This window comes from Geomonas azotofigens (assembly GCF_018919395.1).
Taxonomy (GTDB): Bacteria; Desulfobacterota; Desulfuromonadia; order Geobacterales; family Geobacteraceae; genus Geomonas; species Geomonas azotofigens.
On sequence record NZ_JAHLME010000003.1, the window covers coordinates 65,927 to 87,096 of the forward strand.

Annotated in this window: 15 protein-coding genes; 9 read left to right on the forward strand and 6 right to left on the reverse strand. The window is 62.1% G+C overall.

The features are described 5' to 3' along the window. Positions 1-690: 690 nt before the first annotated feature. From KOL99_RS10145 to KOL99_RS10165, 5 genes are all read right to left on the reverse strand, one after another. Positions 691-1,743, reverse strand: a complete 1,053-nt coding sequence (locus KOL99_RS10145) for a hypothetical protein (RefSeq protein WP_216510366.1) — start codon at positions 1,741-1,743, stop codon at positions 691-693. 31 nt (positions 1,744-1,774) lie between these two features. After that, positions 1,775-2,026 (reverse strand): hypothetical protein, encoded by a 252-nt coding sequence (locus KOL99_RS10150; protein WP_012529954.1) that lies wholly within the window; start codon positions 2,024-2,026, stop codon positions 1,775-1,777. A 68-nt stretch (positions 2,027-2,094) separates the two neighbouring features. Beyond that, a complete protein-coding gene (locus KOL99_RS10155) occupies positions 2,095-2,292 on the reverse strand; it encodes a hypothetical protein (RefSeq protein WP_216510367.1) in 198 nt (65 codons plus the stop codon). Between the two features lie 376 nt (positions 2,293-2,668). Next, positions 2,669-4,051 (reverse strand): sigma-54-dependent transcriptional regulator, encoded by a 1,383-nt coding sequence (locus KOL99_RS10160; protein ID WP_216510368.1) that lies wholly within the window; start codon positions 4,049-4,051, stop codon positions 2,669-2,671. Between the two features lie 37 nt (positions 4,052-4,088). Then, positions 4,089-6,059, reverse strand: coding sequence for a cache domain-containing protein (locus KOL99_RS10165; protein ID WP_216510369.1), 1,971 nt, complete (start codon positions 6,057-6,059; stop codon positions 4,089-4,091). A 237-nt stretch (positions 6,060-6,296) separates the two neighbouring features. Here KOL99_RS10165 and KOL99_RS10170 point away from each other — a divergent pair, with 237 nt between their 5' ends. Continuing rightward, the gene (locus KOL99_RS10170; RefSeq protein ID WP_216510370.1) at positions 6,297-7,202 is read left to right on the forward strand and encodes a DUF2156 domain-containing protein; all 906 of its coding nucleotides are present in this window, start codon (positions 6,297-6,299) and stop codon (positions 7,200-7,202) included. A gap of 22 nt (positions 7,203-7,224) precedes the next feature. Here KOL99_RS10170 and mnmH read toward each other — a convergent pair whose 3' ends face one another. Then, complete coding sequence (mnmH, locus tag KOL99_RS10175; RefSeq protein ID WP_216510371.1) at positions 7,225-8,250, reverse strand: tRNA 2-selenouridine(34) synthase MnmH; 1,026 nt, start codon at positions 8,248-8,250, stop codon at positions 7,225-7,227. Positions 8,251-8,480: 230 nt separating this feature from the next. Between mnmH and secA the strand changes: the two genes are divergently transcribed. The 8 genes from secA to KOL99_RS10215 all read left to right on the forward strand — a co-directional run bounded on the left by secA (position 8,481) and on the right by KOL99_RS10215 (position 21,169). Continuing rightward, positions 8,481-11,363: a preprotein translocase subunit SecA gene (gene secA, locus KOL99_RS10180; protein ID WP_216510372.1), complete on the forward strand. Its 2,883-nt coding sequence runs from the start codon at positions 8,481-8,483 to the stop codon at positions 11,361-11,363. Between the two features lie 9 nt (positions 11,364-11,372). Next, entirely contained in the window at positions 11,373-12,548 is a 1,176-nt protein-coding gene (gene argJ / locus KOL99_RS10185; protein ID WP_216510373.1) for a bifunctional glutamate N-acetyltransferase/amino-acid acetyltransferase ArgJ, read from the forward strand. An 87-nt stretch (positions 12,549-12,635) separates the two neighbouring features. Continuing rightward, positions 12,636-13,043 (forward strand): DUF2914 domain-containing protein, encoded by a 408-nt coding sequence (locus KOL99_RS10190; protein ID WP_216510374.1) that lies wholly within the window; start codon positions 12,636-12,638, stop codon positions 13,041-13,043. A 66-nt stretch (positions 13,044-13,109) separates the two neighbouring features. Beyond that, positions 13,110-14,258, forward strand: coding sequence for a serine hydrolase domain-containing protein (locus KOL99_RS10195; RefSeq protein ID WP_328760101.1), 1,149 nt, complete (start codon positions 13,110-13,112; stop codon positions 14,256-14,258). 236 nt (positions 14,259-14,494) lie between these two features. Next, positions 14,495-15,790 carry a response regulator gene (locus KOL99_RS10200; RefSeq protein ID WP_216510376.1) on the forward strand — a complete coding sequence of 432 codons (1,296 nt, stop codon included), beginning with the start codon at positions 14,495-14,497 and terminating at the stop codon, positions 15,788-15,790. 259 nt (positions 15,791-16,049) lie between these two features. Continuing rightward, positions 16,050-18,716, forward strand: a complete 2,667-nt coding sequence (locus tag KOL99_RS10205; RefSeq protein ID WP_216510377.1) for a valine--tRNA ligase — start codon at positions 16,050-16,052, stop codon at positions 18,714-18,716. Positions 18,717-18,849: 133 nt separating this feature from the next. After that, a complete protein-coding gene (locus KOL99_RS10210) occupies positions 18,850-19,674 on the forward strand; it encodes a prepilin peptidase (RefSeq protein WP_216510378.1) in 825 nt (274 codons plus the stop codon). A 10-nt stretch (positions 19,675-19,684) separates the two neighbouring features. Then, positions 19,685-21,169, forward strand: coding sequence for a sensor histidine kinase (locus tag KOL99_RS10215; protein WP_216510379.1), 1,485 nt, complete (start codon positions 19,685-19,687; stop codon positions 21,167-21,169). Position 21,170: the final 1 nt, after the last annotated feature.

Sequence of the window (21,170 nt, forward strand, 5' to 3'; positions counted from 1 at the left end):
TGCGGAGTTGACTCGTTTGGGTGGCCCGTCGGTGCGTTCGGCGTCGGTCCTTGGCCCCCTCGCATTTTGCGTATACGTGAGTTTGTTGTATCACATGATTTTCAAATGTACAATAAAAATAAACAGCGTTCTAAATAAATTGATACCCAAAAAACGGGTTGTTCTACGATCTGGTTGCGTGCAACTATTTTAAATCACAACTCAAAAAAGAAAAGCACCCGTTAAATTATTTTTTATTATTGTTGGGCGGCGGCACGGGATGGCCGATTTTGGAGGTTTTCGTGGTGCCGTTTTGCGATCCGCTCAAACGCTGTCGCATTATTGTGTCAAACATTCCGGTTACTCAATTTCGTGGTCCGTCACGGCCGCCAACGCACTATTCCACGGTAAAGACGTTGTTCCTTGGAGCCAGCGGCAGGTTCCGGACTGGCTTTGGGAACTCCATGTATCTTAGTGAGGCCTGCTGATGCATGGCAATGAGTGGAAAGGTCGGGAGTGATGGGGAAATGGTACTGAAAAAGATGATCGTTGTGAGAGTACTGTGAATGTCGTGATGGTGAGATATTATGAAATAGATTTAAGTAGGTGACGGCGTTTTATTTGATAGGTATTTGGTGTGGAGAAATGGAAAAACAAAGGGGAAGCCTGGATAGGCTTCCCCTTTCGGTACAGTCGCATGTCGAGAAATAACTACACGTGTTTTTCCGTTGTCAGTCTGCGTGACGGTCCGTTCATCCGGATGGCCGCGGCGAACTCCATCCAGAAGATGAGATAGATGGAAACCATCAGGGAGAGCCCGATGTTGGCGTTCTCCGGCCCGAGCGCCTTGCTCAGGATGGGCGAGGCGAAGCCGGCGCCCAGGGTCCCGGTGGCCCGCTCCAGGAGGTAGAAGACGGGGAGGGTGATCAGAGTCCCGGCGAACATGATGGCGATGCCGCGTCCCCGTTTCACCCAGTACTTGGGCGAGAAGCCGAACATGCGCATGAATATCACCACCAGGATGATCCAGACCGAGTAATCCACCGCCGCGTCCGGGAGCGCCAGCTTGTTCTTGACCAGGGCCACCTCGAGGATGGTGACCGCGAAGAGCAGCACGAACATCCAGTTGAACTTCTCGTTGGCCTGGGTCTGCCAGTTGCGGCTGTCCGGTGCGGCGGTCTCGCGCATGGAGTGGTTCGGCGTCCCCAGCGCGGAGAAGAGGATGGCGAACCAGATGCCCGCGTTGTGGAACAACAGCGAGGCGTGGTTGCCGGCGACGTTGGCGATGCGGGACATGGGGTCGCGGGCGAAGTCGGCGGCGATGCGCATCAGGAACAGGTTCACGATCACCGAACACATGATGATCACGGTCAGGGTGAAGATGCGTCGCGGCAGGAGGTACGGGTCGATGCGGTCCGGGAAGCCCAGGATGAAGGCGAACCAGATCAGGTACATGATGAGCGGGATGCCGAGACAGATGCCGTACACCGAGTTGCCGGCGAAGTCACCGTTTTGGGCGTAGATGATGTACTTCTCGTCGTTGTCCGGGTCGGTGTTGACCGCCTGGACCACTTCCTTGGGTACCTTCTTCACGTGGGGGAGGAGCCCCATGCCGTACCAGCCATGGTCGCCCTGCGTGGTATCCACCACCCAGTACTGGTCCCCCATCATCTCGTCGAGTCCCTGGAAGATCCTGAGCGAGAAGGTCGCGCAGAGAACGACGACGAGTAGCAGAAGAATCACGTTTGAAAATTTCATCGGCATGTGATGTTCCTCCTAATCGGCGCCGGGCGCGTTATTCCTTGTGGGTGGTCCAGAACATGGAGACCGCGTTGGCGGCAAAGAGGCCGTAGAGCCACATGGTGTTCCAGGCAGGCCCGGACCAGTGGCTGCCGCGTCCGCCGCCGACCACACCGGAGGCGATCACGATGCCGATCATGGCGGTGAAGGCTACCATGGCGACGGCGCGCAGGATCGCCGAGTTGCGCCAGGTATGCCGCTCCAGCTCCTCAAGCCTCGAGAGCAGTTCAAGTTCTTTTTCACTCATCGCCGTTCTCCTTTTCCATAGTAATGCAGGGCTGCTTTGATTCGCCCCCGCCCGGATTCACCCGTCGGCTACACCAGGCAGAGGTTGGAATCGAGTTGTCCCACCGGCACCCGGTCGGACAGCTCCTGGTATTTGAGGCACTCCCGGTGACGGCAACTGCAGAAGGTGATGATCTGCTTGACGTCGTGCGGCGAGATGTAGCCGCAACCCACGTCGCAGTAATCATCATTTTTGCCGAAGAAGGGGCAGACCGTTGCTTCCTGCATAGGACCTCATACCTTTTACAACGTAAAGAAAGGGTGACGTAGACAGTATTAGCAACTGCCGTACCAATTTGCCGTTTACCTCCTTTATCGTTGTAAAGTGCAGTTAAAACAGCGCGTTGTGCGGCGGCCGTCGCGTGCTGCCACGAGCGCCGGGCGGGGGTTTTTGCAGAATCGCAAAGAAAGATTAAAGGGGGATCCGGCGGGAGTTAACCTTCGAGGGGACACGGCGATTTCGGAGGGGCGGTTTAAAATGGCGTTAAAACGGTAGTTTGTGCGGTTGGTGCGGGGGGAGTGCCTGCATTTGCACGCGTGCAACGACGCGGCGCCGGTTTTTGCAATGCTGCAAAAGCGGGCGCCCTGTTTCCGGCACGCATTTTCAGCTGTTGTACTCGTCCTTCCTGATCCCGTATTTCTTGATCTTTCTATAGATGGTGGCCATGTTGGTGCCCGCTTCCTTGGCGGCCGCCTCCACGTTGCCCTGGTTCTTGCGCAGAAGCCCTCTCAGGTACTCGGTCTCGAAGCGCATCAGCGCCTTGGAGTATTCCCCCTCCTCGGAGAGCGGCTCGCCCGCCGTGTCGTTGGGGACCACCTCGATGAACTGGGACAGCACCGGCAGGGTGATGTAGTCGCTGCTTTCCATGGCGATGCACGCCTCGATCACGTTCTTGAGCTGCCGGATGTTGCCCGGCCAGGCAAAGTCCACCGCGGCCTCCATGGCGTCGTGGGTGAGCCCCTTGATGTGGGTGCCGAACTTGGAGTTTTGCAGCGAGATGAAGTGCGCGGCCAGCAAAGCGATGTCGTCCCGGCGCTGGCGCAGCGGGGGGAGGTGGATGTTGACCACGTTCAGGCGGTAGTAGAGGTCCTCGCGGAAGTCGCCCGCCTTGACGGCCTGCTTCATGTCGGCGTTGGTGGCCGAGAGGATGCGGACGTCGACCTTGGTCGGCGTGGGGTCCCCGAGCCGGTTGAACTCCTGCTCCTGGAGAAAGCGCAACAGGGTCTTTTGCACGGTCATGGGGAGGTTGCCCACCTCGTCCAGAAAGAGCGTCCCCCCGTCGGCGGTCTCCAGGAGGCCGCGCCGGTTCTCGGTGGCGCCGGTGAAGGCCCCCTTCTTGTAGCCGAAGAGCTCGCTCTCCAAAAGGGAAGCGGGGAGGGCGCCGCAGTTGATGGCGACGAACTTCTTCTCCTTCCTGGGGGAGTTGTAATGCACCGCCTGGGCGATCAGCTCCTTGCCGGTGCCTGACTCGCCGGTGATGAGCACCGAGGTGTCGCGCACGGCGAGCTTCTCGACCCGCTCCAGCACCTCCTTCAGCGCGGTCGAGGCGCCGATGATGTTGCCGAAGTTGAAGCGCCCCACCAGTTCCTCGCGCAGTTCGCGGTTCTCCTCCATGAGCCGGGTGTGCTGCAGGGCGTTCTTGACCCGGTACAGGAGCTCCTCGGGCTCGAAGGGCTTGGTGAGCATGTCGTAGGCGCCTTTTCTCAAGGCCTGGATGGACATCTCCACGGTGGCGTAGGCGGTCACCATGATCACCGGAATGGCGGGGTCCTTCTGCTTCACCTTCTGCAGCAGTTCCAGCCCGTCCATCCCCGGCATCTTGATGTCGGTGACCAGGAGGTCCCACTGTCCGGCCTGGAAGCTCTCGGCGGCCTCGAAGCTCCTGGTGAACGCGGACACCGCGTACCCGTTATCCGAGAGGACCGCCTCCATCATCCGGCACAGCCCCTCCTCGTTGTCTACCAACATCACCCGTTTCTTGGTCATGGACCTACTCCGTCAGCCGCGCTCGGGCGGCGGTAATTCAGCAGTAATCTTCCCTTTTCAAGGGGAGGCGCACCTCGACCGTGGTCCCGGCGCCGATCTCGCTCTCTATGCCGATCTTGCCGTGATGCTGCTCCACGATCTGCCTGGTGATGGCGAGCCCCAGCCCGGTCCCCTTGACCTTGGTGGTGAAGAAGGGTTCGAAGATCCGCTCCATGTGTTCCGGAGAGATGCCGGCGCCGTTGTCGCGGAACTTGAGGCTCACCCACTCCTCGCCCCCCGGCTCGGTGCTCACCACGAGCTCGCCCCCCTTCTGCATGGCCGCGCCGGCGTTGAGGATCAGGTTGATGGCCACCTGGCGCAACTGGTCGCCGTCCACCATGATCGGCGGCAGGGTGTGGTCGAAGCTTTTCTTCACGGTGACGTGGTGCATGTCGGTGTGGTTCGCGGCGAAGTCGACGATCTGCTCCAACAGCTCGTTGATGTTGGTCTCCTCCAGCACCGGCTGCGGCGTCCGGGCATAGGAGAGGAGGTCCTGGACGATCTTCTTGCAGCGCTTGCTCTCGCGCTTGATCTCGTGGATGAACTTGTAGTTCGGGTCCTCAGGCGTCAGCTTCTTCTCGATGTAGGCCGCGTATCCCAGGATGACCCCGAGCGGGTTGTTGATCTCGTGGGCGACGCCCGAGGAGAGGACGCCAAGCGAGGCCATCTTCCCCTGCTGGGCGAGGTTCGCCTCCAGCTCCTTGTTGTGCTTGATGATCCTGGTCATCCGGTTGAAGGCGTGGGCCAGCTCGCCCAACTCGTCCTCGCTCTCAACCGGCATGGTCTCGTCCAGCCTTCCCTGCTTGACCTTGCGGATCACCTCGATCATCCGGCTGATCGGCTCGGTCATCACGCGCGAGGCGAGCAGCACCATGAACACCGACAGCACCGAGACCAGGATGGTGAGGACCACCATGCTCTCCAGGATGCGCCCCTTGATGGCGTTGGCCTCCTGGTAGAACTCCTCCTCGTAGGAGCCGACGGCGACGATCCAGTTCCAGGGTTCGAAGTACTCGTAGCGCACGATCTTCATGCGCGGCGCCTCGTCCCCCTTGTTTTTCCAGGGGTAGCGGATCCAGCCGTTTTTGCGCTCGCACATCTCCTTGATGAAGTGCTGCCCGTTGAAGTCGACGGCGTTGAGGAAGTTACGCCCCTCGCCGGTTGGGTGGATCATGAAGTTGCCCGAGCTGTCCATGGCGAAGATGTAGCCGGTCTTGCCCACCTTCTTGCTCTTGATCTTCTCCTTGAGCGCCTCGAAGGAGCGGCGCTCGAAGGCCAGGTCCTCGTAGGTCTCCTCGAGGTACCCGCCGGCGGCGATGATCCAGTCCCACTCCTTGAAGTAGCGGTAGGCCACCACCTTCTTCCTGAGCGACTTGTCGCCCAGCGCCGTGTTCTTCCAGGGATAGACGATGTAGAGGACCTCGCCCGGCTTGGCGTTGTGCGCCTTTTCGATCATCTCCTTGATGAAATAGCGGCCGGTCTCGTCCCGGCTGCCGGAGACGTTGGCGCCCTCCTGGGCCACGTGGACCTTCAGCTCGCCCCGGCTGTTCATGGCGTAGATGTAGCCGGTCTTGCCGACGTTCACCTTGAGGAGCGCGTTTCTGGCCTCGCGCATGGCGGTCGCCAGGTCCATCCGCCCGGACTTTTGCAGGTTGTGCTGGCTCTTGACGACGTTGTAGGCCAGTTCACTCACCGTCTTCAGTTCTTCGTGGAAGGTCTTTTCCTTGTCCTGCTTGTAGACCTGGAACTGCTGGTAGTGTGAGTTCAACAGGTCGACCGTGAACGAGGCCATGTGCTGCAGGTCGTCCTTGCTGGTCTGGGTGATGCCGAGGTAGGCCTGCTTGGTGGAGATGTAGCCGATGATGCCACCCACCAGGAAAATGGGGATGATCACCAGGGGGAGCACCAGGACCACCATCTTCCAGCGCAGTTTCAGGTTCTTTATGACATTGAAGAGATATCTCTGCACTGCTCCCCCGGAAAAATCCGTTTTCTTTTTGCCGCGATTGTCGTAAGTCTGTTTGAGTAGCAGGGCGGTATTTTGCTTTGGCTTACCGGCTTTGCGTTAGCCAAACAGCTTTTTGCAAACACTATCGGTACAGTATGCGCGATACTACCGTATACGGTGTGGGAAATGCCAGCCCTTTTTTCGCAATTTTGCAAAAAAATGAGTATACTGTGACAGATTTTTCCCGGGAGAAACTAGATGGAGATTCCACGTTACCCGCAAAGCCGCGCCCTCGACCTGCAGGACAAGCCCCTGCTGGACCGGCTTTTCGCCGAGTTGCAGCCCCGCATTTCGGAACTGACCTTCGCGAACCTGTACCTGTTCCGCAAGGTGCACGAGTACCGGCTGACGCTTCTGGGTGACGCGGTGTTGGCGCTGGGGCGCGGCTATGACGGCTGCGCCTATTTTCTCCCTCCCTTTGGCGGCGACATCGCCGGCGCGACCGGTGAGCTTCTGGACCAGGGACTTACCTTGTACGGCGCCGATGACGCGTTCCTGGCGCGCTACCTGGAGGGTGGGGACGGTGTCGAGGCGATCGCGGATCGCAACAACTTCGACTACCTGCACCTGAAGGAGGAGATGGCGCAGCTCAACGGGAAGCAGTACCACAAGAAGAAAAACCGGGTGAACTACTTTCTCAACCGCCACCGGCACCAGGTGGAGATACTGAACGACGGGCATCTCCCGGGGACGCTGGCCCTCCTGGAGGAGTGGGGGCGGGTCAGGACGGAGATCGTGCCGCGGGGGACGGGGCAGGGAGGCTCGGTGCAGGGGGAGATCGAGGGCGCGGCGGAGGCGCTCAGGCTGCACCGGGAGTTGGGGCTTTCCGGGGTGGTGATCCTGGTCGATGGTGTCGTGCGTGGCTTTGCGCTCGGGGAGAGGCTGAACCGGGAGACGGCGGTCTGTCACTTCGAGAAGGGGGATCTCTTCATGGAGGGGCTGTACCAGTTGCTGGACCGGGAGTTCTCCCGGCTGTTGTTCACCGACTGCAGCTACCTGAACCGGGAGCAGGACCTCGGCGAGGAGTCGCTGCGGCAGGCGAAGCTCTCCTACCACCCGGTGGAACTGGTGGTGAAGTATCGGGTGAGGAAAGGGAGGGGCTAGGGGCCAGGGCGGCGGTAGTAATTTATTGCGCCAGCCGCGCGGCCAGGACCTCTTCCAACTCCTCGGCGGCCCGGTCGAAGTCCTCCATGTCGAGGTCGAACTCCGCTTCCCAGGTCCGGTTCTTGTAATAGACCTTGTCGTAGTAGTCGCAGACCAGTCCCGTCATGAAAGCTTCCATCTCCCAGCGCTCCAGGTTTTCGGCCAGTTCCTCGCACCGCTTTCCGCCGAGCTTCTTCCTGATGCGCTGCAGCGCAACGCCCATCTCCTCCTTGTACTCGGGGAGGCCGTATTCCTCGATCAGCCTGCGTACCCGGGTCTCGAGGCTCGCGTGGCACCAGACCCGGATCCCCTGCGCCATTTTCTGGTAGAAATCACCCGGCAGGGAGACGCGGCCGATGCGCTCGCTTTCCCCTTCCAGGATGAGCGGTCGCCCGGCGGGCGCCTTGCGGCAGGCGTCCCATAAGAGCGACTCGAAGCGCTTCTGGGTGAGGTCCTGGTTCAGGCCGAGCTGGCCGAAGGCGGAACCGCGGTGGCAGGCGAGCCCTTCCAGGTCGAGCACCGAGTTGCCCCGCTCCTTGAGGCGCTGCAAGAGGGTGGTCTTGCCGATGCCGGTCATGCCGTGCAGCACGACGAGCGGTGTCTTGGGGAGGTACGGGTTGAAATAGTCGCCGACCACGTGGCGGTAGCTCTTGTAGCCGCCGATCAGCTGCACCGCCTTCAGTCCGGCGAGGTCGAGGATCGAGGTGACCGTCTTGCTGCGCAGCCCGCCGCGCCAGCAGTAGACCAGGATGGGGCGGCCGGTCGCGCTGTCGGCGATCTGCCGCACCATCTCCGGGAAGCGGTGCGCGGTGAGCTCGAGCCCGCGCCGGCGCGCGGCGTAGGGCCCGGCCTCCTTGTGCAGGATGCCGATCTCGACCCTTTCGTCGTTGTCGAGCAGCGGGACGTTGATCGCTCCGGGGATGTGGTCCTCCCGGTATTCCAGGGGGGAACGGACGTCCACCAGCAGGTGGCTGTCCAGAAGTTCTTCGTTGAAGGGGGTCGTTTCCACGTACACAGGCTCCTTTTTGGCGGGCTCATTATAGAGATGCGCCGCCTCGATTGCAACAATGAGGGCGAATAATTATTCGCCCCCACGGTAGTCTGCGCTCACGTCGCACCCATTCCTCGACCCCCGGAAGGCCCTCATAGCAGGCGCCTTTTCAGTTGAGGGTTTCTCACTTTTGTGGTAGCGTACACTGTTTTTTTTATCCTGTTTTTACTGCTAAGGAGATTTCATAGATGTTTGGCGCGCTTATAAAGAAGTTTGTCGGAAGCAAGAACGAGCGGGAACTGAAGCGTCTTTGGCCCATTGTGGATCGCATCAACCAATTGGAAGCCGAGATCGTCAAACTCTCCGACGACGAACTGCGCGGTAAGACCGCCCAGTTCAAAGAGCGCTATGCCAGGGGCGAGAGCCTGGACGCCATGCTTCCCGAGGCGTTCGCCGTCTGCCGCGAGGCGGGCAAGCGCGTGCTGGGCATGCGCCACTTCGACGTGCAGCTGATCGGCGGCATGGTGCTCCACTCCGGCAAGATCGCCGAGATGAAGACCGGCGAGGGCAAGACCCTGGTGGCGACCCTCCCGTCCTACCTGAACGGCATCTCCGGCAAGGGCGTGCACGTGGTCACGGTCAACGACTACCTGGCCAAGCGCGACGCGGACTGGATGGGACGCATCCATAAGTTCCTCGGGCTCTCCGTCGGGGTCATCGTGCACGGCCTGGAGGACTGGGAGCGCCGCGAGGCCTACGCCGCCGACGTCACCTACGGCACCAACAACGAGTTCGGTTTCGACTACCTGCGCGACAACATGAAGTTCGACCTGGCCGACTACGTCCAGCGTCCCTTCAACTTCGCCGTCGTCGACGAGGTGGACTCGATCCTCATCGACGAGGCCAGGACGCCGCTCATCATCTCCGGCCCGACCGAGGACTCCACCGACAAGTACTACATCATCGACCGCATCATCCCGATGCTCAAGAAGGGCGAGGTGATCGAGGTCGAGGCCAACACCCTCTCCGGCAAGAGAAAGACCTACACCGGCGACTTCACCGTGGACGAGAAGGCGAAGAGCGCCACCCTCACCGAGGAAGGTGTGCTCAAGGTCGAGAAGCTCCTGAAGATCGACAACCTCTACGATCCCAGGAACATGGAGATGCTGCACCACACCCAGCAGGCCTTGAGGGCTCACGCCCTGTTCAAGCGCGACGTGGACTACGTGGTGCGCGACAACGAGGTCCTCATCGTCGACGAGTTCACCGGCCGCCTCATGCCGGGGCGCCGCTGGTCCGACGGCCTGCACCAGGCTATCGAGGCCAAGGAAGGGGCGAAGATCGAGAACGAGAACCAGACCCTCGCCACCATCACCTTCCAGAACTACTTCCGCATGTACGACAAGCTGTCGGGCATGACCGGTACCGCCGACACCGAGGCGGAGGAATTCCACAAGATCTACAAGCTGGACGTCGTGGTCATCCCGACCAACCGTCCGCTGTTGCGCCCGGACTTCCCGGACGTGATCTACAAGACCGAGCGCGAGAAGTTCAACGCGGTCATCGGCGAGATCAAGGAGCTGCACGAAAAGGGGCAGCCGATCCTGGTCGGCACCATCTCCATCGAGAAGTCCGAGCAGCTCTCCGAGCTCATGAAGCGCGAGGGGATCCCGCACTTCGTCCTCAACGCGAAGCAGCATGAAAAAGAGGCGGAGATCGTGGCCCAGGCCGGGCGCAAGGGGATGGTCACCATCGCCACCAACATGGCCGGCCGCGGTACCGACATTGTCCTTGGCGGCAATCCCGACGGTCTGGCCCGCCAGGAGTTCGGCGGCACCCAGGAGACCAAGGCCGAGGCGTTCGTGCAGGCTTACGTCGAGGCGCAGGCGAACGGCCTGGCCGAGAAAGAGCTGCTGCAGGCACTGGAGCGGGACTATCCGGGTTGTTCCGCGGCGGTTGCCGGTTATCTGGACGCGCACGAAGAGATCGATTTCGAGGAGCTGCAGGGACTGGTGCTCCCCGTGTTCAAGAAGCAGTTCGACGCGCTGGTGGAGAAGTACAAGCCGACCTGCGCCGCCGAGCACGACGAGGTGGTGGCCCTTGGCGGCCTGCACATCCTTGGCACCGAGCGCCACGAGTCGCGCCGCATCGACAACCAGCTGCGCGGCCGTTCCGGCCGTCAGGGCGACCCGGGCTCCTCGCGTTTCTACCTCTCGCTCGAGGATGACCTCCTGCGCATCTTCGGTTCCGAGCGCGTCTCCATGATCATGGACAAGCTCGGCATCGAGGAGGGGGAGGCGATCACCCACGGCCTGATCACCAGGGCGATCGAGAACGCCCAGAAGAAGGTCGAGGCGCACAACTTCGAGATCAGAAAGCACCTGATCGAGTACGACGACGTCATGAACAAGCAGCGCGAGGTGATCTACACCCAGCGCAAGGAGATCCTGGCCGGCAACGAGATCAGGAAGAGCTTCGTCGGCATGCTCGACGAGACCGTCACCGACGTCGTCCAGGCCTTCGTCATCGACCGCACCCCGGCGCGCGAGTGGGACTGGCAGGGGATCACCGACACCGTGTTCAGGCTGTTCGGGTTCAACCTCGACCTCACCCCGGAAATCTTCGACCGCATCACCCCGATCAACTTCGAGGAGACGCTGCGCAGCGGCACCCGCGACCGTTTCAACCAGAAGGTGACCGAGTTCGGCGACGAGCTCATGGACCACCTGATCAAGGTGATCATGCTCCAGGTCATCGACACCCAGTGGAAGGACCACCTCCTCTCCATCGACCACCTGAAGGAAGGTATCGGCCTGCGCGGCTACGGGCAGAAGGACCCGAAGCAGGAGTACAAGCGTGAGGCGTACCAGCTGTTCATGGACATGATGAACAGGATCCGCCAGGAAGTCGTGGAGAAGATCTTCTGGGTGCAGGTGGGGACCGAGGAGGATATCGAGCAGTACGAGCTGGAGCAGCCCAAGCCGCAGAAGATGGTCTTCAACCTCGTGGAGCAAGAGGACGAAGATGCCCCCGGCAAGGGCGGTCCCGCCAAGAGCGCAAGGAACGCCGGCCGCAACGAGCCCTGCCCCTGCGGCAGCGGCAAGAAGTACAAGAAGTGCTGCGGCAAGTAAGGAGGTTCTATGAAAGGTTTTCGCTTTGCCGCCGTCGAGGCGGCCATCAAGAAGCCGGGCCGGCTCGACCTGGCGCTGATATTCTCTGATCTCCCCGCCCAGGTGGCGGCGGTCTATACCACCAACAAGGTGCAGGCGGCTCCGGTCATCATCTCGCGCCAGCGCTCGCAAAACGGCACGTGCCGCGCGCTTTTGGTCAACAGTGGCAACGCCAACGCCTGCACCGGCGAACAGGGGATGACCGACGCCCTCGAGTGCGGCAGGAGAACGGCCGAGGCGCTGGGGCTTTCCGACGAGGAACTCCTGATCGCATCCACCGGCGTCATCGGGCAGCCCCTCCCCATGGAGCGCTTCCGGAAGGGGATCCAGCCGCTCGTGGACGGGCTCGACCACGGCACGCTGGACGACGTGGCCAAGGCCATCATGACCACGGACACCTTCGAGAAGATCGAGCGCCGCAGCGGCGAGGCCGGCGGCAAGCCCTACAGCATCTGGGGGATCGCCAAGGGGGCCGGGATGATTCATCCCAACATGGCCACCATGCTCTCCTTCCTGGTCACCGACGCCGACGTGGACGGCGCCTTCCTGAAGAGTGCCTTCACCCAGGCGGTGGACGGCTCCTTCAACGCCATCACGGTGGACAACGACACCTCCACCAACGACACGGCCGTCATCTTCGCCAACGGCGCCGCGGGGAACCCCGCGATCAAGGGTGGGACCCCGGAAGGGGCCGCTTTCGCCGCGCTCTTGCACGACCTGCTCCTCTCCCTGGCCAAGCTGATCGTGAAGGACGGCGAGGGGGCGACCAAGTTCGTCGAGATCAGGGTGAAGGGGGGCGCGACCCAGGCCGACGCCAAGAAGGCGGCGCTCGCCGTCGCGAACTCCATGCTGGTCAAGACGGCCTTCTTCGGCCAGGACGCCAACTGGGGCAGGATCATCGCCGCCATCGGGTACTCCGGCGCGCAGGTGGAGCAGGAGCGGGTGGAGATCCGGTTCGACGACGTGGTGATGGCGACCGGCGGCATCTTCGCCGGCGGTGACGCCGAGGCGGCCGGCACCCGCGTGCTGCAGCAAAAGGAATTCAAGGTCTCCATCGACCTGAAGATCGGCGGCGGCGAGGCCGTGGTCTACACGAGCGACCTCTCCTACGACTACGTACGCATCAACGCCGACTACAGGACCTGATCAGGCACCTAACGCTGCCGCCTCTCCTTTGGGGCGGCACCGGCGCAGGCCGGTATCCCACTCTCCGCAAATGATGCTGGAGGCACAATGAGCCGTACCTCGATTCTTTCGATAGCAACCGCTGTAGTGTTGGGAACTCTCGCCGGCTGGAGTCAGTCGTGGGCGGGCGACCTGAAAATCACGGAGATGGCGGTCACCACCAAGATCGTCAAGGGAAACCCTATCGACTCGGTGCGCCGCATATCGTCCACTTCGGTCAAGGCGCTCTACTGCTTCACCAGGTTCTCGGCCCCCGAGGACACCGACACCACCATCAAGCAGATCTGGTATCTCAACGACGAGGCGGTGGCGGAATACGAACTGCCGGTCAAGGGGGCGCACTGGCGCACCTACAGCCGCAAGGTGGTCGAGAAGGGGCTTTCGGGCGAATGGCGCTGCGACGCGGTCGACACCGATGGGAAGGTCCTCAAATCGGTCACTTTCAGAATGAATTAAACAGGACAGCATCCAGCCAGGACCGAGAGAGTCACATTGAGATTGAACACGTATTTTAGGGGGCGCGTGCGCACCCTGTTGAGCAGTATCTGCGGCTGTCTGCTGGTCATCCTCCTCGTCTCCGCCGCCCGCGCCGCCGACCAGCCCCGCATCGATTCCCTGATGAACGAGGCCATGGCGCGCAACCTCATCGCCGGCGGAGTGGTCCTCATCGGCAACCGCGACAAGATCCTCTTCGAGAAGGCCTACGGGCGCCTCTCACCCTTTCCCGACGCACCTCCCATGGCCACCGACACCATCTTCGACGTCGCCTCGCTGACCAAGGTCATCGCGACGACTCCCTCGATCCTCAAACTCGCGGAAGAGGGGAGGATCTCGCTGCTCGACCCCGTGACCAAGTGGTTCCCGGAACTGGCAGGGAAGGGGAAGGAGGCCATCCTCGTGATGAACCTGCTCACCCATACCTCCGGGCTGGACGACGTCCCGCTCTCCAGCGTGAATCCCATGCAGAGCGCCATCGAGGGGGCCGCCGCCCAGAAGCTCAAGGGGGAGGTGGGGAGCCGCTTTCGCTACGCCGACCTCAACTTCATCCTGCTTGCCGAACTGGTGCGCCGTGCCACCGGGGCTCCCCTCGACCTCTACGCCCAGGTCTCCTTCTACCGTCCGCTGGGCATGGGCGACACGGCCTTTCATCCCAAGGAGGCCATGCGCTGTTCGGGGACCATCAGCGACGACCGCATCCTCTTCGGAGAGCCCCAGGACTACCTCTGCCGCCAGTTGGGTGGGGTGGCCGGGCACGCCGGACTCTTCGCCACCGCCCGCGACCTGTCCCGCTTCTGCCGCATGATGCTCTCCGGCGGCACCCTGGACGGCAGGCGCGTGCTCGCCAAGCGCACCGTCGACCAGATGACGGCTCCCTACTTCTCGCGCGGCGGGACCGTGGTCCGAGGCCTTGGCTGGGACATCTCTTCTCCCTTTTCCGCCCCCCGCGGCCAGGGATTCTCCCGGGTCTCGTTCGGCCACACCGGGTACTCCGGAGGCTCGATCTGGATCGATCCGGCCACCGACACCTTCGTCATCCTGCTCACGTCGCGCCTGGAGTACAAAAAGGTGCATGAGATCAACAAGTTGCGCGGCGATATCTCGACGCTTGCCGCGCAGATCTTCGGCATCCCGGTGGAGTTCGGGGACATGGCCCGTTTCAATGACGAGTGATTAATAAGAAAGGGCAAAAACCTTGACACCCTACGCCCTTTATGCTAGCTTTTTTTACCATTTTCAGTGTCATACTGGATATATTTGCGCCTGATTACGAACTGCCATTTCTGTCTGTCCTATGCCGAGAAATCTGTGAGCTTCTTTCCTGATCATCTCTGTCACAGCCGGGCGGCTCGAATTTGTCGTGGCAACATAAACTCCTGCAGAAAGCTTCCTAAGTAGAGGGGGGATAGATGGGCAATAGACTGCTCCTCGCCGATGACAGCATCACCATCCAGAAGGTCGTGGCGATCATCTTCGCCAATGAGGAGTTTGAACTGACCGTTGTCGACAACGGTACTGCTGCCCTTGACAAGGCGCGGGAGACCAAGCCGGACGTGATGCTGGTCGACGCGCTCATGCCCGGCAAGACCGGCTACGAGGTCTGCGCGGAAATCCGCCGCGACCCCGTGCTTGGCGCGGTCCCTATCCTCCTCCTGATCGGCGCGTTCGAACCGCTGGACGAGGAGAAGGCGCGGGAGTGCGGCGCCGACGCCACCATATCGAAGCCTTTTGAATCGCAGCAGCTGATCGACCGGGTCAAGGAGATGCTTGAGCTGGGCAAGACCCGTAAAACCGCCCCCCCCGTGGTTCAACCGGCAGCGCCGGCCCCCGCCGCCGAGGAAATCTGGGGCGATCTTTCCGCCATGGACGCCATGGCCCCGGCAGCAGCTCCCGCAGCTCCCGCACCGGCAGCCGCTCCGGCGGCCGATGCCGAGGACATCTGGGGGAGCGTCGGCCTCGAGACCGAACCCGCCTGGGAGGCTCCCGCGGCCGCGCAAGAGCCGGCGTGGGAGATCCCCTCGGCCCCGGCACAGCCCGCAGCCGTTCCCTCCGCGCAGGTGGAGCCGGTCGAGGCGAGCTTGGAGGACGATCTTTGGGGCGCCTTCGAACTGGAGGAGGAGAGCCCCGCGGCTGCCGTCGAAGCGCCGTCCGAACTGTTCGGCGTGGTTGAGCCGGAGGCGGGCTCCGAGGGCGAGTTCGAGGCCGAAGAGGTGTTCAGCTTCGACGAGTCCGAAGAGATCGAAGAGACCGGCCCGGCGCTCGACCTTGAAGAGCCGGCGGTTGATTCCTCGCTTGCCGTTTCCGAGGAGGAGTTCTTCGCCTTCAGCGAAGAGTCGGAAACACCAGCGGCAGCGGTGCCGGCAAAGGCGGAGACCGAGGCTGAGGCCGAGGCCTTCGGCGTACCCGAGTACGAGCCGTTCGAGTTCGAGGCGGAGGAGTCCGCACCGCAGGCCGCAGCACCGGCAGCACCGGCAGCACCGGCAGCACCGGCAGCACCGGCAGCGGCCGCGCCCGTCGAGCCTGCCCCTGCCGCAGCCGCGCAGCCGGCCGCAGTCGCCGAGCTTACCGAGGACCAGCTGGTGGCCGCCCTCTCCAAGGTGTCCCGCGAGGTGATCGAGCGGATCGTCTGGGAAGTGGTGCCCGACCTGGCCGAGGTGCTCATCAAGGAAGAGATCCGGAAACTGAAGAGCGGCGTACGCGGCTAACGCGGGCGTCGCTCCCATCCGCTTATGAAACAGGGGATTTCACGATCCCCTTTTTTCATAGCTGAGGCAGCAGCTGCAGGCAGCAATCTTTCCCGCAAGCGTTCCCGCCCCCGGAGGGGGAGGGACAGGGAGGGGGATGTCGTCTCACAGCTACAGCCTTCCCCCCTCCCAACCTCCCCCCTCCAGGGGGAGGAGTTGCGATACTAGTTTTGCAGGGGCGCCCCCCCTGCTAAAGCATTTTTCCTATGAGGTAGATTAGATGGCAAACAAAGAGCTGGAAAAGGTTTACGAGCCGAAAAGCGTTGAGCAGAAGTGGTACCAGGAGTGGGAAGGGAAGGGGTACTTCCACGCCACCGTCCCCTCGGATAAGCCGAGCTACTCCATCGTCATCCCCCCCCCGAACATCACCGGCGTGCTGCACATGGGGCACGCCCTCAACAATACCCTGCAGGACATCCTGTGCCGCTGGAAGCGGATGAGCGGCTACAACGTGCTCTGGATGCCGGGTACCGACCACGCGGGCATCGCGACCCAGAACGTGGTCGAGCGCCAGCTGGCCGCCGAAGGGAAGGATCGCTTCGAGCTCGGCCGTGAGGGTTTCATCGAGCGCGTCTGGCAGTGGAAGGGCGAGTCCGGCGGGCAGATCATCGGCCAGCTTAAAAGGCTCGGCGCCTCCTGCGACTGGGAGCGCGAGCGCTTCACCATGGACGCCGGTCTCTCCAAGGCGGTGCGCGAGGTCTTCGTGCGCCTGTACGATGAGAAGCTGATCTACCGCGACAATCGCCTGATCAACTGGTGCCCGCGCTGTCACACCGCGCTTTCCGACATCGAGGTGGAACACGAGGACAAGGCAGGCAACCTCTGGCACCTGCGCTACCCGGTGGTCGGGAGCGACGAGTACGTGGTGGTCGCCACCACCCGTCCCGAGACCATGCTGGGCGATACCGCCGTCGCCGTCCACCCCGAGGACGAGCGCTACAGCCACCTGATCGGCAAGAAGGTCCTGCTGCCACTGGTGAACCGCGAGATCCCGGTCATCGGCGACGACTACGTCGACCGCGAATTCGGTACCGGCGTGGTGAAAATCACCCCGGCGCACGACTTCAACGACTTCGAGATGGGGCTCAGGCACAACCTGGACCGCATCAACGTGTTCGACGAGTCCGGCGTGGTCAACGCCGCCGGCAAGCAGTACGAGGGGATGGACCGCTTCGCCGCCAGGAAGCAGGTGGTGGCCGACCTCGAAGCGGCCGGGCTTTTGGAGAAGATCCAGGATCACGCCCTCTCCGTCGGCGGCTGCTACCGCTGCAAGACCGTGGTCGAGCCGTACATGTCGCTGCAGTGGTACGTGAAGGTGGGACCTTTGGCCGAGCGCGCCCTGGGCGCCGTCAAGGACGGGCGCACCAAGATCGTGCCGCAGCAGTGGGAAAACACCTACTACGACTGGATGGAGAACATCCGCGACTGGTGCATCTCGCGTCAGATCTGGTGGGGACACCGGATTCCCGCCTGGTACTGCGACCACTGCGGGCACATCACCGTGGCCAAGGAAGATCCGACCGCGTGCAGCCAGTGCGGCTCCGACGAGATCCGCCAGGAAACCGACGTGCTCGACACCTGGTTCTCCTCGGCGCTGTGGCCCTTCTCCACCATGGGGTGGCCGGAAAAGACCCCGGAACTCTCCGCCTTCTACCCGACCTCCTGCCTGGTCACCGGCTTCGACATCCTCTTCTTCTGGGTGGCCCGCATGATGATGATGGGGCTGCACTTCATGGACGAGGTCCCCTTCACCGACGTCTACATCCACGCCCTGGTGCGCGACGCGCAGGGGCAGAAGATGTCCAAGTCCAAGGGGAACGTGATCGATCCGCTCACCGTGATCGACGCCTACGGCACCGACGCCTTCCGCTTCACCCTGGCCGCCTTCGCCGCGCAGGGGCGCGACATCAAGCTCGCCGAGGAGCGGATCGCCGGCTACCGTAACTTCGCCAACAAGATCTGGAACGCCTCCCGTTTCGCCATGATGAACCTGGAAGGGTTCGATCCTGACCAGGTCGACGCGGCATCGCTCAAGCTCTCCAATGCCGACCGCTGGATCCTGTATCGCCTGAACGAGGCGGCCACCTCGATCGACTCGGCGCTGACCGGGTTCCGTTTCAACGAGGCGGCCAGCGAGCTATACCGCTTCACCTGGAGCGAGTTCTGCGACTGGTACATCGAGCTCGCCAAGGACGACCTCTACAAGGGTGACGCCGAGCGCCAGGCTGCTACGAAGTACGTGCTCTGGCTGGTGCTGGAGAACCTCCTGCGCCTCCTGCATCCGTTCATGCCGTTCATCACCGAGGAGATCTGGCAGGCCCTGCCCAAGAAGAAGGGCGCCGCCGATTCCATCATGATCGCCGACTTCCCGACCCCGTGCGAGCAGTGGGCGGGCTACGCCTCCGCGGCCGCCGAGATGGAACTGGTCATGGAAGTCATCAAGGGGATCAGGAACATCCGGGGGGAGATGGAAGTCGCCCCGAGCAAGCAGATCGCCGCCATCCTCGACTGCAAGTCCCAGGCGAGCCTCGCGCTCTTGAAGAAGAACGAGGTGTACGTCATGAGCCTGGCCCGTCTCTCCGACCTCGCCATCGGGCAGGGTATCGAGCGTCCCGCCGAGGCCTCGCTGCAGGTGGCCGGCGACGTCGAGATCATCGTGCCGCTCAAGGGCCTCGTGAACGTCGAGGAAGAAGAGAAGCGTCTGGGCAAGGAGATCGCCAAGATCGAGAAGGACATCGAGTTCCTGTCCAAGAAGCTTGAGAACCCGAGCTTCATCGAGCGTGCCCCCGCCGACGTGGTCGAGAAGGAGCGCGAGAAGATCGCGGAGTTTGGCAACAAGAAACAGCTCCTCCAGGAGAGCCTGGAGAAGATTTTGAGGCTGAAGTAGACCCAAAACAGGTTCTACGTTCTATGTTCTACGTTCTACGTTGACCTCGCCACTGCCACAGGAGCAGTTGGCAAGTTCGCTTTTAACGTAGAACCTAGAACGTAGAACGTAGAACGGCCGTTAAGAGGTTTCCTTGACTCCTTACATCACCTACGCCGTATTCGCTTTCCTCTTCGGGGCCGTGGTCGGCTCTTTCCTGAACGTCTGCATCTGCCGGATGCCGAGCGACGAGTCGGTGGTGTCGCCTCCGTCGCACTGCCCCAAGTGTGACTACCAGATCCGCTGGTATGACAATATCCCCATCGTGAGCTACCTGCTGCTTGGCGGCAAATGCCGCTCCTGCGGGACATCCATCTCGATGCAGTACCCGCTGGTCGAACTTCTGAACGGCCTGCTTTCGCTCGCCCTTTTCTTCAAGTTCTTCCCGCTGCGCCTGTTCGAGGATGGGGCTCCGACCCAGTACCTGCTCACCGGCCTTTTCTACTTCGGCGTGCTCTTCGTGTTCTGCAGCGCCCTGGTCGTGGTCACCTTCATCGACCTGGAGCACCAGATCATCCCCGACCGGATCACCCTGCCGGGCATCGTCATGGGCTTCGTCGTCTCCTTCTTCATCCCGCAGTTGGGATGGCTCAACTCCCTGATCGGCATCGTGGCCGGAGGCGGGAGCCTGCTGCTGATCGCCTGGCTGTACCAGGCGGCCACCAAGAAAGAGGGCATGGGAGGGGGGGACGTCAAACTCCTGGCCATGATGGGTGCCTTCCTCGGGTGGAAGCCGATCCTGTTCATCATCTTCGTTTCCTCGCTCCTTGGGTCCATCATCGGCATTACCCTGATGCTGATCCGCAAGAAAGACTCCACGCTCGCCATCCCGTTCGGACCGTTTCTGGCGGCGGCCGCCGTGCTCTACGTCTTCTACGGCAGGCGCATCATCACCTGGTACCTGGCCATGGGAAGCTGAACCGGCACCTATGAAACCTTTCCGTTTCAGCCTCACCTTCTACATCCTCTCCGCAGTCAGCATGCTGCTCGTGCTCACTTGGCTCCTCCTCTCTCTCATCTCCTTCAAAACCGCCGAAAACGACCTGCTGGCCCAGAACGCGGACGAGGCGCGCGTGCTCGCTTCCAGCATCATGCTGCTCCTGCCGCGGCCGGTCGTCCCCCCGGAGGTCGGCACCGCCACCTTTAGGTACATCGAAAACCTGCGCAGGCACCAACGTTTCGAGGGACTGCTGGTCGTCGACAGGGTGGGGCAACCGCTGTACACGGTCTCCGAGCGAGGAGGGGCCGACGCCACCTTGCTGGAGGTCATGCGCAACGGGCGCGGGACCTTCCTGGTCTCCGCTGACGGGAGTACCGGACGCAGTTACCAGCCGGTCATGGAGCAGGGCAAGGTGGTGGGAGGGGTCCGCCTGACGGTCTCCCTGGCCTCGGCGCGTGAGCGGCTCAGGAGCTCCCGGCACTTCTTTCTCGCCTACTTCGTCCTGGATTTTCTGCTCCTGCTGGCTTTCGGTTCTTACCTGCTGTCGCGCTCCGTGGTGCAACCAATCAGGAAGCTCCTCGGGGCCACGCGTCGGATCACCGCCGGTGACCTTGGGGTGACCGTGCCGATCCAGGGGAGCACGGAGGTTGCCGAGCTTTCCGAAGCCTTCAACACCATGACCATTGCCCTCAGGGGGAAGCGGGTGGAAGTCGAGGAGAAGGTGGCGTCGCTGAAGTGGGCCAACAAGGAACTGGTCGAAGCCAGAAACGAGACAGTTCGTTCCGAGAAGATGGCGTCCGTGGGGCTATTGGCCGCGGGAATGGCCCATGAGATCGGCACGCCGCTTGCCGCCATCATGGGGTACAGCGCGCTCCTTGCGGAAGACCTGGCCGCCGATCCGGAGAAGTCCGACTACCTGCGTCGCATCGACGAGGAATCCAGGCGCATTGACCGCATCGTGCGAGGGCTCTTGGACTATGCCCGGCCTAAGCGCGTGCAGTGGGAGGAGGTGGCGATACGCCCCTTGCTGGAGAAGGTGGTGGAGTTGCTGGCTGACCAGGGCGTGCTGAAGCACCTCGAGGTATCCATCGAGGTCGAGTCCGGGCTTGCCACGGTGCATGCCGATCCGCACCAGCTCGAGCAGTTGCTGATCAACCTCATTGTCAATGCGCGCGACGCCATGCCGAAAGGTGGGGAGCTGTTGCTAAAGGGGAGCCGTTCCGGAGCCGAAGTGGTCATCGAGGTGGTGGATAACGGTGAGGGAATGCCTCCGGAACTTCTCGGCAAGGTTTTCGATCCGTTTTTCACCACCAAGGAGCCGGGGAAGGGGACCGGTCTCGGGTTGGCCATAGCGGCGCGGATAGCTGAATCCTGTGGCGGGCGGCTTGACGTGCAGAGTGAGCTTGGCAAAGGGAGTCGCTTCACCCTGACCCTCCCCGCGAGTGAGAAACAGGGGCTAGGGGCTAGGGGCTAGG